This is a genomic window from Microbacterium forte (assembly GCF_031885415.1).
In the GTDB taxonomy this organism is placed as follows: domain Bacteria; phylum Actinomycetota; class Actinomycetes; order Actinomycetales; family Microbacteriaceae; genus Microbacterium; species Microbacterium forte.
On record NZ_CP116871.1, the window covers coordinates 136,631 to 151,552 of the forward strand.

A 14,922-nucleotide genomic window follows, 5' to 3' on the forward strand; every position below is an offset into this window, starting at 1 on the left:
CCGGCGTACCACGACTCTAATGAGTGCGCCGCCTGAGAGGAGAAATCCCCGGGAAGAACGAAGGCCCCCGCTGATCGCGGGGGCCTTCGTGGAATGAGGGGCTGACGAGAATCGAACTCGCATCATCTGTTTGGAAGACAGAGGCTTTACCACTAAGCTACAGCCCCGATGTCGGCGAGGTCCGGGAGGACTGTGCCGACTCATCGATCATAGCGGACTCATGCGGGTGCTCGTGTCCGTTAGACTCGGTGGGGCTGAATCTGCAAGCGGATTCCCCGGGGCGTAGCTCAGTTTGGTAGAGCGCCCGCTTTGGGAGCGGGAGGTCGCAGGTTCAACTCCTGTCGCCCCGACATGGCTTCAACGGCCTGACAGCCGCGATTCAGCGCGGAAATCACAAGGAGAGCACACCAGAATGGCGAACAGCACCGTCGAGAAGCTGACCCCGACCCGGGTCAAGCTCAGCATCACGGTCACCCCCGACGACCTCAAGCCCAGCATCGCGCACGCGTATGAGCACATCGCTCAGGACGTGCAGATCCCCGGCTTCCGCAAGGGCAAGGTCCCCGCTCCGATCATCGATCAGCGCATCGGACGCGGTGCGGTCATCGAGCACGCGGTCAACGAGGGCCTCGACAAGTTCTTCCGCGACGCGACCGTCGAGCACAAGCTCCGCGTCGTCGGGCGTCCGGCCGCCGACATCACGCAGTGGCCGAACGAGAAGGACTTCTCGGGCGACCTGCTCGTCGACATCGAGGTGGACGTCCGTCCCGAGATCGAGCTTCCGTCGTACGACGGCATCACGGTCACCGTCGACGCCGTCGAGGCTGACGACGCGGCGCTCGACGCCGAGCTCGAGAACCTGCGCGCCCGTTTCGGCACGCTCGTTCCCGTCGACCGCCCGGCAGCGAAGGGTGACTTCGTCGAGCTGGACCTCGTCGCGACGATCGACGGCGCCGAGATCGACCGCGCAGAGGGCGTGTCGTACGAGGTCGGCTCGGGCGAGCTGCTGGAGGGCATCGACGACGCGATCGAGTCGCTCACCGCGGGTGAGGACACCACGTTCCGTTCCGCGCTCGTCGGCGGCGACCACGCCGGCTCCGAGGCCGAGGTCGCCGTGACCGTGAAGGCTGTCAAGGAGCGCGAGCTTCCCGAGGCCGACGACGACTTCGCGCAGATCGCCAGCGAGTTCGACACGATCGCCGAGCTCCGTGCGAGCCTCGCCGAGCGGGTCTCGCAGCAGGGCGTGTTCGCGCAGGGCTCCGCAGCGCGCGACAAGCTCGTCGAGACGCTCCTCGAGCAGATCGACATCCCGGTGCCGCCGAAGCTCATCGAGGACGAGGTGCACAACCACCTCGAGGGCGAGAACCGCCTCGAAGACGACGTGCACCGCGCCGAGGTGACCGAGGCCAGCGAGAAGCAGTTCCGCACGCAGGTGCTGCTCGACACGATCGCCGAGCAGGCCGACGTGCAGGTCTCGCAGGAGGAGCTCTCGCAGTACCTCATCCAGTCCGCATCGCAGTACGGCATGGCTCCGCAGGAGTTCGTCGAGGCTCTGCAGTCGTCCAACCAGCTTCCCGCGCTCGTCGGTGAGGTCGCCCGCAACAAGGCCCTCGCCATCGCGCTCGGCAAGGTCAAGGTCGTCGACACCAACGGCAAGCCTGTCGACCTGTCCGACTTCGTCGTGACCGACGACGAGGCCGAGGCTGAGGCCGACGCCGCTGCTGACGAGAAGCCGGCCAAGAAGGCTCCTGCGAAGAAGGCCGCTGCGAAGAAGGCAGACGACGCCGACGCCGCTGAGAAGCCGGCTGCGAAGAAGCCCGCTGCGAAGAAGGCTCCCGCGAAGAAGGCCGACGACGTAGAGGCCGCTGAGAAGCCGGCTGCGAAGAAGCCCGCCGCCAAGAAGGCTCCGGCCAAGAAGGCGGCCGACAAGGCTGAGTGATCGAACACGATCTCGATGAGGGGGGCGGATGCTGCGGCATCCGCCCCTTTCTCGTGGAAGACGACACCCCGAGAGCGAGGACGTGATGAAGACCTGGGACGAACGCATCGATGAGGTTTGACGACGCATCGGGTGAAGAAGTCGGCGAGGAGACGATCGCGCGGATCGACGCGCTGGCCGCCGAACGCGGGCTCGACGACGCGCGGGCGCAGTTCGAGCGTGCGGGCGCGAGGGACTCCGCTGGGCGTCCCGCCGAGGCCGTGGAGCTCTACAGGCGTGCTCTCGCTCTCGGACTCGACGACGAGCATCGCCCGCAGTGCGCCATCCAGCTCGCGAGCTCGCTGCGCAACCTCGGCGCCTACGACGACGCTCTCGCCGTGATCCTCGCGGAGCAGGAGCGGTCTGCCGACGGGCCCTACCGGGATGCCGTGGCGACAGTGCATGCGCTGATCCTGGCGAGTTCGGGAAAGCCGGCGCAGGGACTTTCGGTGGCGCTGCTGGCACTCGTGCCGCACCTCCCGCGCTACCACCGCTCGATGACCGCGTACGCACACGAGATCGCGGAACTCGACGCCTGATATGCCGACGGCGAACACGGCCTGAGCGCTGCGTTGTCGCCGGTAGATTCGAATCACTGAAACACGGAATCAGGAGCTGACATGGCTGCAGAACCCCTCCTCGCTACGAGCGTCTTCGACCGACTGTTGAAGGACCGCATCATCTGGCTGGGATCGGAGGTGCGCGACGACAATGCGAACGAGATCTGCGCGAAGATCCTCCTTCTCGCCGCAGAGGACTCCGAGAAGGACATCTACCTCTACATCAACTCGCCCGGCGGATCGATCACCGCGGGCATGGCGATCTACGACACGATGCAGTTCGTCCCGAACGACATCGTCACCGTCGGAATCGGCATGGCCGCATCGATGGGTCAGCTGCTGCTGACGGCAGGAACGAAGGGCAAGCGGTACATCACGCCGAATGCCCGCGTGCTGCTGCACCAGCCGCACGGTGGCTTCGGCGGCACGTCGAGCGACATCCAGACGCAGGCGCAGCTCATCACCTCGATGAAGAACCGCCTCGCCGAGATCACGGCGGCACAGACCGGCAAGTCGGTCGAGCAGATCAACGAAGACGGTGACCGCGACCGCTGGTTCACCGCCGATGAGGCGCTCGAATACGGATTCGTCGACCACATCCGCGACTCGGCCACCGACGTCGTCGGTGGCGGCGGAACCGACCAGGACATCAAGTAACGGAAAGCGAAAGGATTCCCATGTACGCACCCACCTTCCGCTCTGCCGGCGACCTGCCCTCCAGCCGCTACGTGCTCCCTCAGTTCGAGGAGCGCACGGCTTACGGCTTCAAGCGCCAGGATCCCTACAACAAGCTGTTCGAAGATCGCGTGATCTTCCTCGGCGTGCAGGTCGACGACGCGTCGGCCGACGACGTGATGGCCCAGCTTCTCGTTCTCGAGAGCCAGGACTCCGAGCGTGACATCACGATGTACATCAACTCGCCCGGTGGTTCCTTCACCGCTATGACGGCCATCTACGACACGATGCAGTACGTCGCGCCGCAGATCCAGACAGTGGTGCTCGGTCAGGCCGCTTCGGCCGCCTCGGTCCTGCTCGCAGGCGGGCACCCGGGCAAGCGTCTCGCCCTGCCCAACGCCCGCGTGCTCATGCACCAGCCGGCGATGGGCGAGGCCGGACACGGCCAGGCATCCGACATCGAGATCCAGGCTGCGGAGATCCTCCGCATGCGTACCTGGCTCGAAGAGACGATGGCTCGCCACACCGGCAAGTCCGTCGAGCAGGTCAACCGCGACATCGATCGCGACAAGATCCTGTCCGCCGCCGAGGCGCTGGACTACGGCATCGTCGACCAGGTGCTCACTTCGCGCAAGCGCATGTAGGCATCCGGCATGGAGAAGGACGTCGACCCCTCGGGGTCGGCGTCCTTTCGTCGTCTCCGGCGAATGTGCGACGATTTCGTCGAAAGTGCTCATATGAGCAGATGGGTGCGCGAACGGTGATGCCGTCGTAAGCTGGGGGAGGAAGGAGGATGCCATGGAAGAGGAACTGATCATGGTTCGCGTCGCCGAGCTGTACTACGACGAGGACAAGACACAGGACGAGATCGGCGCCCTCCTCAAGCTCTCCCGCTGGAAGGTGGGACGGCTTCTCACTCAGGCCCGGGAGCGTGGCATCGTCCGGATCGAGATCGTGCACCCGCGTGCGCGCCGGCTCGGACTCGAACGCCAGCTCGTCGAACGTCACGGGCTCGCGGCCGCGGTGGTCGTTCCCTCTCCGGACGGCGATGACGGAACACTCGAGCGCGTCGCTCAGGCCGCAGCCGACTACCTCACCGCGATGCGGCCTGTGCCGCGCACTCTCGGCGTCAGCTGGGGGCGCACTCTGCGTGCCGTGGCCGAATCGCTGCCGGACGGCTGGGCGACAGGCGTGACGGTCGTGCAGCTCAACGGGGGAGTGAGCCTCAACCGGCGCTCCGGTGGAGCCGCGGGCCTCGCCGTCACGATCGCCCAACGGGCATCCGGACACGTGTCCCTCCTGCCGAGCCCGGCGATCCTCGAGCGCGTCGAGACCAAGCAGGCGATCGAAGCGGACCGCACCGTCGCGGCCGTTCTCGTCGAGGCAGCCGAAGCGCAGGCGTTCCTGTTCACCGCGGGCCCGTGCGATGCGTCTTCCGCGCACGTCGAGAACGGCTACCTGTCGGCATCCGATGTCGAGGAGCTCGCGCGTCGAGGTGCCGTGGGCGATGTCCTGGGGCGCTACATCGACGCCGACGGCAACATCGTCGACCCGCAGCTCGACGCCCGTACGGTCGGAGTCGACCTCGGGCGCCTGCGCGCAGCGAAGCGCTCGATCTTCGTCACCGCCGGTGACGCGAAACATGACATCGCGCGCACAGTCGTCACCAGCGGCCTGTGCAGCGTTCTGGTGACAGATGAGACCACAGCACGAGCATTGTTGGAGGAACGATGACGACCCAAGAACTCAGCCGCAGGACGGCGGTGGACGTTCTCGGCGGTGAGCCGGATGACGCCACGCTCCGCCGGTTCCTGCACGGACTGCCCGGTGTCGACGCCGTCGGCCTGGAGCAGCGCGCTGCCGGGCTCGGCACGCGGTCGATCAAGACCACCTCGAAGGCCTGGGCTCTCGACACGATCATCAGGCTGATCGACCTCACGACCCTCGAAGGCTCGGACACCCCGGGCAAGGTGCGGTCCCTCGTGGCCAAGGCCAAGAACCCGGATGCCGCAGATCCGTCGACTCCGAAGGTCGCCGCCGTGTGCGTGTACGGCGACATGGTGGGCGACGCGGTCGAAGCGCTCGGTGCGCTGCACGGTGACCCCGATGACGGACTGATCTCGGTCGCAGCCGTCGCCACAGCCTTCCCGAGCGGTCGATCGTCGCTGGCGATCAAGCTCGCCGACACCGCAGAGGCAGTCGCGGCAGGTGCGGACGAGATCGACATGGTGATCGACCGAGGAGCTTTCCTCTCGGGCCGATACGGGCTCGTCTACGACCAGATCGCTCAGGTGAAGGAAGCCTGCCGTCGCGTGGACGGCTCGTATGCCTCGCTCAAGGTGATCCTCGAGACCGGCGAGCTCAACACCTACGACAACATCAAGCGCGCCTCGTGGCTCGGCATCCTCGCCGGTGGCGACTTCATCAAGACGTCCACAGGCAAGGTGCAGCCGGCGGCGACGCTTCCGACCACGCTGCTCATGCTCGAGACGGTGCGCGACTGGCACCGCGGCACGGGCGAGCGCATCGGCGTGAAGCCCGCGGGCGGCATTCGCGCGTCCAAGGACGCGGTGAAGTATCTCGTCACGGTCGCCGAGACCGTGGGCGAGGAGTGGCTCCAGCCGCACCTCTTCCGCTTCGGCGCCTCGAGCCTTCTGAACGACGTGCTTCTGCAGCGTCAGAAGCTCACCACCGGCCACTACTCCGGCCCCGACTACGTCACGATCGACTAGGAGCCCCACATATGTCATTCCTGGAATACGCTCCGGCCCCGGAGTCGAAGGCGGTCCTGAACCTCAAGGACAGCTACGGCCTGTTCATCGATGGCGAGTTCGTCGACGGATCAGGAGCGAGCTTCACGACCATCTCTCCCGCCGATGAGAGCCGCATCGCCGAGATCGCCACGGCGAACGATGCGGACATCGACCGTGCGGTCGCCGCCGCGCGTCGTGCCTACGACAAGACCTGGTCGAAGATGAGCGGTCGCGATCGGGGCAAGTACCTGTTCCGCATCGCACGCCTCGTGCAGGAGCGCGCCCGCGAGCTCGCCGTCGCCGAGAGCCTCGACAACGGCAAGCCGATCAAGGAGAGTCGCGACGTCGACGTTCCCCTGGTCGCATCCTGGTTCTTCTACTACGCGGGCTGGGCCGACAAGCTCGACCACGCGGGCCTCGGCGCGAACCCCCGGGCGCTCGGCGTCGCGGGGCAGATCATCCCCTGGAACTTCCCGCTGCTGATGCTCGCGTGGAAGCTCGCTCCCGCTCTGGCAGCCGGCAACACCATCGTGCTCAAGCCCGCCGAGACCACGCCGCTGACGGCGCTGATCTTCGCGGAGATCCTCCAGCAGGCCGACCTTCCCGCCGGCGTCGTCAACATCGTGACGGGCGCAGGTGCGACCGGTGCGACTCTCGTGCGCCACCCCGATGTCGACAAGGTCGCGTTCACCGGTTCGACCGGAGTCGGGCGCGACATCGCCCGAGCCGTCGCAGGAACCGACAAGAAGGTCACGCTCGAGCTGGGCGGCAAGGCGGCGAACATCGTGTTCGACGACGCGCCGATCGATCAGGCCATCGAGGGCATCGTCAACGGCATCTTCTTCAACCAGGGCCACGTCTGCTGTGCCGGAAGCCGCCTGCTCGTGCAGGAGTCGATCCACGACGAGGTCATCGACCGACTGAAGAACCGTCTGTCGACGCTGCGGCTCGGCGACCCTCTCGACAAGAACACCGACATCGGCGCGATCAACTCGGCGGCGCAGCTCGCGCGCATCCGTGAGCTCAGCGACATCGGCGAGGCCGAGGGAGCGGAGCGCTGGACCGCTGATTGCGCGATCCCCGACAAGGGGTTCTGGTTCGCCCCGACGATCTTCACCGGCGTCGAGGCGTCGCACAGGATCGCCCGTGACGAGGTGTTCGGACCCGTTCTCTCGGTGCTCACGTTCCGCACTCCGGCCGAGGCGATCGCGAAGGCGAACAACACCCCGTACGGTCTGTCCGCGGGCATCTGGTCGGACAAGGGATCCCGCATCCTGGCCGTGGCCGACCGCCTGCGGGCGGGCGTCATCTGGGCGAACACCTTCAACCGATTCGACCCGTCGAGCCCGTTCGGCGGATACAAGGAGTCCGGATACGGCCGCGAAGGCGGACGTCAGGGTCTCACCGCATACCTGAAGGGGGCATCCGCATGAGCAAGCGATTGACCGTTCCGAAGACCTACAAGCTCGCCATCGGCGGGGCTTTCCCCCGCAGCGAGTCCGGCCGCACCTACGAGGTGCTCTCCGCCAAGGGCGCGTTCCTCGCGAACGCGGCGAAGGGCTCTCGCAAGGATGCGCGGGATGCCGTCGTCGCGGCGCGGGCCGCGGTCAAGGGCTGGTCGGGTGCGACCGCGTACAACCGCGGTCAGGTGCTCTACCGGGTCGCCGAAGTGCTGGAAGGGCGCCGCGCGCAGTTCATCGACGAGATCGCTGCGCAGGAGGGCGTCTCGTCATCCGCTGCCGCTGCGCAGGTCGACGAGGCGATCGACCTCTGGGTCTGGTACGCCGGCTGGTGCGACAAGTACTCGCAGGTCGCGGGCAACGCCAACCCCGTGTCAGGGCCGTACTTCAACATCTCGGTGCCGGAGCCGACCGGTGTGGTCGCGATCGTCGCGCCTCAGGACTCCGCACTCCTCGGTCTCGTGTCGGTCATCGCACCCGCACTGGTGGCGGGCAACGCGGTCGTCGTGATCGCGAGCGAGCGGTTCCCGCTCTCCGCCATCAGCCTCGCCGAGGTGCTCGCCACGAGCGATGTGCCCGGAGGGGTCGTCAACGTGCTCACCGGGTCTCCGGCAGAGATGGCGCCGTGGCTCGCCTCGCATCAAGACGTCAACGCGCTCGATCTGGCAGGCGCTGGAGACCTCGAGTGGATCGACATGCAGATCGCCGCGGCCGAGACGCTCAAGCGAGTGCTGGCACCTGGCGCGGTCATCGCATCGCCCGAGCGCATCGGAGCCTTCACCGAGATCAAGACGGTCTGGCACACCAAGAGCATGGTCTGACGTACGTCGGAGTGTGTCTCTCCACGCCCCGGGAAGGCTGAACGCCAGCGCATGGGCTTCGCGACTGGCCGTGAACCTGCTGCATCGGGAAGGACAAGACCTCCGCTGCGAGAGCAGCGGTTTCATCCTCGGTAGCGTTCTTCCGGGGCGGCGGCGAGGTCGGCGATCGTCGAGCTCGCCGCCGTCGTCCGCCTGTCCCCGGGCCGCTGAGCGGAACCGTCGAACGCATGGCGCGCCGTTGCGGGAGTTCCCGCTGCTGTCAGCAGAGCGCCCCGCTCTTCTGACAGCGATCACGACCGCAGCGCGTCTGCGGGAACGATGCGGTTGGCGCGAACTGCTCCGGCGATTGCGCCGAGAGCGGCGATGGCGATTCCAGTTCCGAGAGCGGCAAGGGCGAGGGCGGGGTCGAAGACCGGTGTCCATCTCTGGGCAATCGTCACGGCGAGTACAGCGGCCATCCCAGCGACGATGCCGACGAGACTGCCGATCAGGCCGATCAGCAGGGACTCGAGAAGCAGCATCGTCGCGATGTGGCTCTTGCGTGCCCCGATCGCACGTCGTAGTCCGATCTCGTTGCGTCGTTCAGCGACTGCCGACAGGGTGGCGATCGTCACTGAGGCCGCAGCAGCCAGTCCGGTCACGATCGTCAGCAGCGCAAGACTCAGCGCGACGCTCGCTTCCACGTTCGCGCGCAGCGAGTCCGCTGGCGGGGGAGATGCGACATCGACGCGTTCCGGCCGAATCGGGTCAAGCACCAGCGGCGCCTCCTCCGCGACGGTCGCGGCGGCTCCCAGTTCGGTGACGATATACGCCGTCACCGTGCCCATCGGAAGGTTCACGGTCTCAGGGCTCTCTCTGCCTCCGATCACGGCTTTGCCGAGCAGATCGGGTGCGCGAGGAGAATCAGTGATGATTCCTGCGACGACGAGTGTCCGGCCGGCGATCTCGATCGTCGGAGCCAGATCAACGGGCGCCATCCCGATGCCCTCGGCCAGATAGGCACCGACGAGCACCTGGTTCGTATCGAGCGACACTACTGGTGCGTTCGCCCAGTCGATGTCGAGGCGTAGCGCGGTTCTGACGTCTCCGTAGCTCGCGTATGTGGATGTGTCCACTGCATCGCGGGGGCTGCCGACGCGCACGCTCGCCGTGCCGAGATCTTCGAGGATGGCGACGGAAGCTGAGCCATTCAGGTCCGCCAAGGACCGGGCAGCATCCCGGAGCTCGGTGTCGATCGTCGCTGAGACGCCATCGCCGGAGACCGTCGCGGTGACGTCGCGGCTTTTGACGGCATCGAAGCTCTCGGAAACCTGCTGCTGCGCTGTGGCTGAGAGTCCCAAAGTCGCCACGAACAAGGCTGCAGCGACCGCGATCGCTGCGATGAGCGCGGCGGCGCGCCCGGGGCGGCTCAGCATGTTCGCCGCGGCGTCTTTGACTGCAGCCGCCGGCCGCACGGTGGACGCCTTCCCCGGAGTCTTCGGTTCTCTGCGGGGCGTGATGAGGGGAAGCCTCTCGGTGTCGCTGTCTTCGGTGAGCTCCTGAACCTTGCCGTCCACGACATGGATCTGTCTGTCAGCATGCTGGGCGACCTGATCCGAGTGGGTCACGAGGATCAGTGTCGCGCCATGATGACGGAGGTTCTCGAAGCTCCTCATGACGGCTTCAGTGGTGCTCGAGTCAAGGTTGCCTGTGGGCTCATCCGCCACGACGATGGGCGCCCCGGACGCGAGCGCTCTGGCGATCGCCACGCGTTGACGTTGTCCGCCGGACAGCTGGCGCGGCTTCGCATCGGCTAGGTCGGAGATTCCCACGTCATCGAGCGCCGCAAGGGCTCGTTTCCTCATCCTGCGGGGGTCTACACCGCGATAGTGCATCGACAGTTCCACGTTCTCGACGACTGATCGGCGGTCGAGGAGGTGGAAGGCCTGGAAGACGAACGCGAACGTCTCAGAGCGGTGGGCGCATGCTGCGCGTTCTTTCAGCGCGGCGACGTCCTGTCGGTCGATCAGGTAGTCTCCCATCGACGGAGCATCGAGCAGCCCCAGGATGTTGAGCAGGGTCGACTTCCCGCTGCCCGATTCACCCTGGATGGCGATGTAGCTGCCTTGCGGGATGTCCAGGTCGACGCCGCGCAGCGCGTCTACTGAAGCCAAGCGCGTGCCATAGCGCTTGGTGATGTCCCTGAGGCTGAGTCCAGGCACTACTGGACTCTCACGAGATCGCCTGGCTTCAGCTGCTCTTCGTTCAGGATCTCAATGGCGCTGATGCCGTTCAGCTCGCCGACCTCCTTCACCGGGACCTCCTGGAAATCACTTTCCGCCTCTTGACGCAGAACGTACCGACTCGAGCCGCGGGAGGCGACAGCACGGCTCGGAACGAGGAGTGCATCCTGCGCGACCACGCTGCGGGTCACCACGAGAACGGGCTTCTCTCCGACGGACGAGTCCGCGATGGATACGGTGGCAGATTCGGCTGTCACGAACGTGATCGGGACCAGACCTTCCTCGTCGGCCACACCGATGTTCTGCAAGACGAGCGGGATCTCGGCCCCTGCGATCGTCGCTTTCGCCTCGAAGCCGACTTCGAGCTGGGCTGCGGTGGCTGCGATCACCAGAGCCGAGGCGATGGGAGATCCCTTGGCGAAGACGACCGCTGCATCATCCGGCAGCGAACCGACGCCTGGTGCGGCAACGACAGTAGCTGGCAGAACCGAGGTCACCACGAACGAACTCGACGTGGCGACGGCTTGCATCTCCGGCACGGTCGGAGCTACGGGGACCGGCTGGGCTGCGGGGTTTGAGGGGGTAGAGGGCTCTTGCGTGGGCGCCGGGGCATCTTCCGTCGCAGCCGAGCTGTCCTCGGCCACGACTTCTTTCGGCACCTCGTAGCCATGGTCGGCGTAGAGACTCGTGAGCGAGCGCTCGGTTTCCAGGCCGAAGATCCCATCTGCTGTCGTGGAGTAGCCGGCGGTGTTCAACGCGCGCTGCAGCTGCTCGACGTCGCGGCCGGTGTCGCCGGTGCGCAGATCGCGGAAGAACGGAAACGCACCAGGAAGCGCGAAGACCGGCTGCGCGTCGATCTCGAGGAGCACTTGGCCGGGCGAGACCTGGGAGCCAATCGCAACAGGCGCGTCGGTCACGACTGCAACACCGCCCTCTCCAGCGGCAGTCAGGCTGGCCGATGTCTGATCGCCTGCGCGCACCTCGCCCTGCACCGTCAGGGTCTCGGCGAGGACTCCTTGCTCCACGGGTGCTGTGATCACGGAGGGCGGAGGGGCTGCGGCGTCACTGGCGATCTGGCCGGGAGAACGGAACACCGACGCGACTGTCCACCCTCCAGCGAGTAGAGCCACACTGGCAATCGCGCCAGCGATCGCCAGCACCGCGCGGCGGCCGGGTGGGCGGCCACCTGGCCGACGAGGAGGGTCTGCTGGCCCCGCAGGGCTGTCGAGATACTGCGAGGACTGGCTCTGACCGACTCGTGTCATCCTGCTCGTGACTCCGCGATGATCTCGTCGATCTTCGTCGTCATCTTCTCGATCTCTGCGCCGGCGTCCACGAGCGCCGCTTCGTTGTCTTCGAGCATCGAGCTCTCCCGGGTCCACAGAGCGTCGTAGAACGATTCGGTGAAGCGCGAGGAGTCTCGGCACTTGGCGTCGGCGGTCGCCAGGTCGATCTCTTCGGCGGTGGGCTCAGCGATGGGGCCGTCGATGCTCCCACCCAGACCCAGACCCAGACCCAGGCGCTGACGAACGGACTCAGTGGGCATCTCGATCGGCGTCGGCGGGAGGTCTTCGATGCCCACATCGGCCATGCAGTCGTACCATGCGGCCGCGGACTCGAGAACAGCGGGGTCCTTGCTCGCTCCCGAGTACGCCGCTGCGGCCAGACCCGACGTGAAGTTCATCAGGGTGTTGCTGTATCCAGGGCTGTCGGTGGCAGGGTCGTCTCGACACGCCAGGAACGCCTCGTCCTCGGAGGGCGTCGACGCCTGATGCTGGAAGTCGTCCCACGCCTTGAGGCCGGCGGGGCGCTGCTGCGAAGGGTCGTGGTATCCGTACGTCTGAGCGATCTTCAGATCGAACCATTTACGCACCGTGACGTTGGAGCCGTACGCCGCGTCGATGTCCACGTACGGAACGGGATCATCGATGCCTTTGTCAGCGAGGCAGTCGTTGATCACGATCGCCTCGGCGTATGCCGCCTTCGTCAGCTGCAGATCTGAGAGCAGATAGGGATCCAGGGGGAGCGCCCATCGAGCGATGTCCTTGCCCTGCGTGTCCAGCGCCTCTGTGAGCTGATCCGCGCTTCCGGGCGCGCACGCGGCCGCCACCGCGACGGTGGCGGCCGCGACGATGCTGCCGACGGCCCGGCGAGCGAATATGACCTGCCTGGGTCGCCTCATGATGCTCAGATGAACTTCGCGGCGTTGGGGTCCCAGGCAAGTCCCTGGACGATTCCGGCGCTGTTCTCGATATTGCCGTCGCCCTGGTTCGTGTTTAGGCAGACCGAGGACCCGCCGTAGCCGTTGGTGGCGGTGTCGTAGAAGCAAGCGACGGAGTACCGCCCGTTGTTGAACCAGGAGTCTGCCGTGTTGCCAGCCGTCACCGAGGTGCCGGCGTAGTTGTAGTTCGACATCGGCGTGACGTAGTACTCGAACCACAGCACGCCCGCGTAGCTGCCGTTCGTGTTGAAGTCCGGATCGTCCCAGACGCAGGCCCTGCCGAGGCTGCAGTAGCTCGGAGCGGCGCTGGCAGGTGCCGCGAACCCGAACAGTGCGACCAGCGGAACTGCCAGTGCGATGAACGTCATGGCGATTCTTCTGCGACCTCTTCTGACCTCAACTGATGTCTTCATTGTCATTCCTTCCGAACCGGAATGCGGAGTTCCCGCTGCATGGGTTGTTTCCGAAGTGATGGCGTTCGTTTCCACGAAACAGATATATTCCTCGCGCCTCATGATTCGTAACAGTGTGTGAAACACATCACTCGTGTGCGGAAATAGTTGGTTCAGGAGAGCTGCGGGAGGGGGCGCGCGGTTGGATCAGTTCCCGGATTTCTATCGGAAGCACTATCGGTTGATCTTGACCGTGGCTCAGCAGCGTCTCGGCACCGCGGCAGATGCCGAAGATGTGACGGCCGAGGTGTTCCGTGTCGCTTGGGCTCGGCATGACGACGGCGCACAGTTGACCCTGCCGTGGCTGTACACGACTCTTCGCAACCTCATCGGCAACGAGTACCGGCGTCAGGGACGACTCGGCTCTTTCGTTTCTGACGCGGGGCCGATCCTCACCTCTGACGACAGTTTCGGACCCGCGACGGACGAGGCGATCGAGGTGCGACGAGCTCTCCGCAGGGTGTCGACGGCCGACCGCGAACTCTTGTACATGGCCTACTGGGAGGAACTCTCGCGAGCCGAGATCGCATCGATTCTCGGCATCAGCGCGATCGCAGTGCGGGTTCGCCTGATGCGCGCTCGCGAGCGATTCAGACATCTGCTTCCACGAGAAGAGGACATTCATCACGATGAGGTGATCAGCGATGGACGAGCTTGAACGAAGAATTCGTATGGCGCGCCCTGTGAGCGGGTATCGAACCCTGCCGCTCACTGATCGAGCCGAGAAGGAGCTGGCTGGGCTAGTCTCCACGAGACCGCTCACCGCCGCGGATCACCGCCGAGCCAGACGTACCGCACCGAGCAGGCTGATGCCGTTGGCGGTCGCCACTGCTGCTGCGGTGGTCGTCATCGCCCTCGGGCTGACGCTGTTCCTTCCGACTGCTCCGACGTATGCCGCGACTCCGCCTCTGCTCGAAGTATCCCCGGTCCCCCAGCCACGGGAGGAGCTGCTCATGGGCCTGAGCCAGAAAGTGAAGCTCGGTACCGAGACCCCCACGCCCGACCCCGAAGTAACGCAGATTTCGGCTGTGGCGTGGTCGCTCGTCGTGATGTCGGACGGCGAGAACCAGACTGCGAATGTGGTGAACCTGGATTACGACATCACCGTTAAGTCCGACGGCGCCGTGCATCAGATCGTCAAGGCAGGGTCGTCCGTCGACGCCGACGGCCGATCAGTGACCGAGGGGGTCCCTGCTGTCGGTGAGCTCATCTCCGAGGACGAGTGGGCAGTCGGCAGCCCAGAACTTCGGTTCTCCGAACCACTGCCGTCAGAGAGCCACCAGATCCCCGCATACTTTGCCAAGACGTACGAGACCACGGAGCTTCCTGATGCGGCTCTGGTGATCAACTCGGTCGCGGACCTCATGCGCCAGCGTCAGCTCTCATCGACAGAGGAAGCCACGGTGCTGGAGTACTTCGCGCATGAGGCGGGTCTCAAGGTCGTCGGGGCCGTGACTGACCGGTTGGGCCGTGATGCGATCGCGTTCTCGGCTGCACACGAGGATGACCCCTCTTACGAGGAATATCTGCTCGTCGCCCCCGACAGCGGACAGATCCTTGCAGTCGAGACGCATTACATCGCACAGGGGCGCGATGACATCCCCTCGCCGTCGGTGACCGGCTATTTCGCCTGGCGCAGGTGACGCGACCCCTCCGATGCTCTTCGCCGAGCAGGCGCGGACACATGCGGTCGGGCGATGCGGACTCGTGATGCGCGACCCCGCGCCAATGCGTCCCGGTGTCGGATGCAGCGGTTAGGCTCAGTAGACGATCTCAGGAT

The 14,922-nt window shown here is 65.8% G+C and carries 14 protein-coding genes and 2 tRNA genes; 11 read left to right on the forward strand and 5 right to left on the reverse strand.

Annotation, left to right across the window (positions count from 1 at the left end; all coding sequences use genetic code 11):
• Positions 1-96: 96 nt before the first annotated feature.
• Positions 97-167, reverse strand: a tRNA-Gly gene (locus tag OB895_RS00665).
• 109 nt (positions 168-276) lie between these two features.
• On the opposite strand from OB895_RS00665, the gene OB895_RS00670 reads away from it, so the two are divergent.
• The 9 genes from OB895_RS00670 to OB895_RS00710 all read left to right on the forward strand — a co-directional run bounded on the left by OB895_RS00670 (position 277) and on the right by OB895_RS00710 (position 8,247).
• Positions 277-350, forward strand: a tRNA-Pro gene (locus OB895_RS00670).
• Between the two features lie 62 nt (positions 351-412).
• Positions 413-1,939: a trigger factor gene (tig, locus tag OB895_RS00675; protein ID WP_311878611.1), complete on the forward strand. Its 1,527-nt coding sequence runs from the start codon at positions 413-415 to the stop codon at positions 1,937-1,939.
• A gap of 110 nt (positions 1,940-2,049) precedes the next feature.
• Complete coding sequence (locus OB895_RS00680; protein ID WP_311878613.1) at positions 2,050-2,517, forward strand: tetratricopeptide repeat protein; 468 nt, start codon at positions 2,050-2,052, stop codon at positions 2,515-2,517.
• 81 nt (positions 2,518-2,598) lie between these two features.
• Positions 2,599-3,195 (forward strand): ATP-dependent Clp protease proteolytic subunit, encoded by a 597-nt coding sequence (locus OB895_RS00685; RefSeq protein WP_042540775.1) that lies wholly within the window; start codon positions 2,599-2,601, stop codon positions 3,193-3,195.
• Positions 3,196-3,215: 20 nt separating this feature from the next.
• The gene (locus OB895_RS00690) at positions 3,216-3,857 is read left to right on the forward strand and encodes an ATP-dependent Clp protease proteolytic subunit (RefSeq protein WP_042540774.1); all 642 of its coding nucleotides are present in this window, start codon (positions 3,216-3,218) and stop codon (positions 3,855-3,857) included.
• A gap of 154 nt (positions 3,858-4,011) precedes the next feature.
• A complete protein-coding gene (locus tag OB895_RS00695; protein WP_042540773.1) occupies positions 4,012-4,947 on the forward strand; it encodes a sugar-binding transcriptional regulator in 936 nt (311 codons plus the stop codon).
• Positions 4,944-5,945 carry a deoxyribose-phosphate aldolase gene (gene deoC / locus OB895_RS00700; protein ID WP_311878614.1) on the forward strand — a complete coding sequence of 334 codons (1,002 nt, stop codon included), beginning with the start codon at positions 4,944-4,946 and terminating at the stop codon, positions 5,943-5,945. Before OB895_RS00695 ends, deoC begins: the two co-directional genes overlap by 4 nt.
• 11 nt (positions 5,946-5,956) lie before the next feature.
• Positions 5,957-7,399: an aldehyde dehydrogenase family protein gene (locus tag OB895_RS00705; RefSeq protein ID WP_042540772.1), complete on the forward strand. Its 1,443-nt coding sequence runs from the start codon at positions 5,957-5,959 to the stop codon at positions 7,397-7,399.
• On the forward strand, positions 7,396-8,247 hold the full coding sequence (locus tag OB895_RS00710) for an aldehyde dehydrogenase family protein (RefSeq protein ID WP_079113054.1): 852 nt from the start codon (positions 7,396-7,398) through the stop codon (positions 8,245-8,247). The genes OB895_RS00705 and OB895_RS00710 overlap by 4 nt, the downstream gene beginning before the upstream one ends.
• 290 nt (positions 8,248-8,537) lie before the next feature.
• On the opposite strand, the gene OB895_RS00715 is transcribed toward OB895_RS00710, so the two are convergent.
• From OB895_RS00715 to OB895_RS00730, 4 genes are all read right to left on the reverse strand, one after another.
• On the reverse strand, positions 8,538-10,448 hold the full coding sequence (locus OB895_RS00715; protein ID WP_079113053.1) for an ABC transporter ATP-binding protein/permease: 1,911 nt from the start codon (positions 10,446-10,448) through the stop codon (positions 8,538-8,540).
• Positions 10,448-11,629 (reverse strand): peptidoglycan-binding domain-containing protein, encoded by a 1,182-nt coding sequence (locus OB895_RS00720; RefSeq protein ID WP_194285935.1) that lies wholly within the window; start codon positions 11,627-11,629, stop codon positions 10,448-10,450. Before OB895_RS00720 ends, OB895_RS00715 begins: the two co-directional genes overlap by 1 nt.
• 101 nt (positions 11,630-11,730) lie before the next feature.
• Positions 11,731-12,651, reverse strand: coding sequence for a hypothetical protein (locus OB895_RS00725; protein ID WP_079113051.1), 921 nt, complete (start codon positions 12,649-12,651; stop codon positions 11,731-11,733).
• Between the two features lie 5 nt (positions 12,652-12,656).
• Positions 12,657-13,058 carry a hypothetical protein gene (locus OB895_RS00730; RefSeq protein ID WP_079113050.1) on the reverse strand — a complete coding sequence of 134 codons (402 nt, stop codon included), beginning with the start codon at positions 13,056-13,058 and terminating at the stop codon, positions 12,657-12,659.
• A gap of 178 nt (positions 13,059-13,236) precedes the next feature.
• Here OB895_RS00730 and OB895_RS00735 point away from each other — a divergent pair, with 178 nt between their 5' ends.
• Entirely contained in the window at positions 13,237-13,800 is a 564-nt protein-coding gene (locus tag OB895_RS00735; protein WP_079113049.1) for an RNA polymerase sigma factor, read from the forward strand.
• A complete protein-coding gene (locus OB895_RS00740) occupies positions 13,787-14,785 on the forward strand; it encodes a hypothetical protein (protein ID WP_311878615.1) in 999 nt (332 codons plus the stop codon). The genes OB895_RS00735 and OB895_RS00740 overlap by 14 nt, the downstream gene beginning before the upstream one ends.
• Positions 14,786-14,922 lie beyond the last annotated feature (137 nt).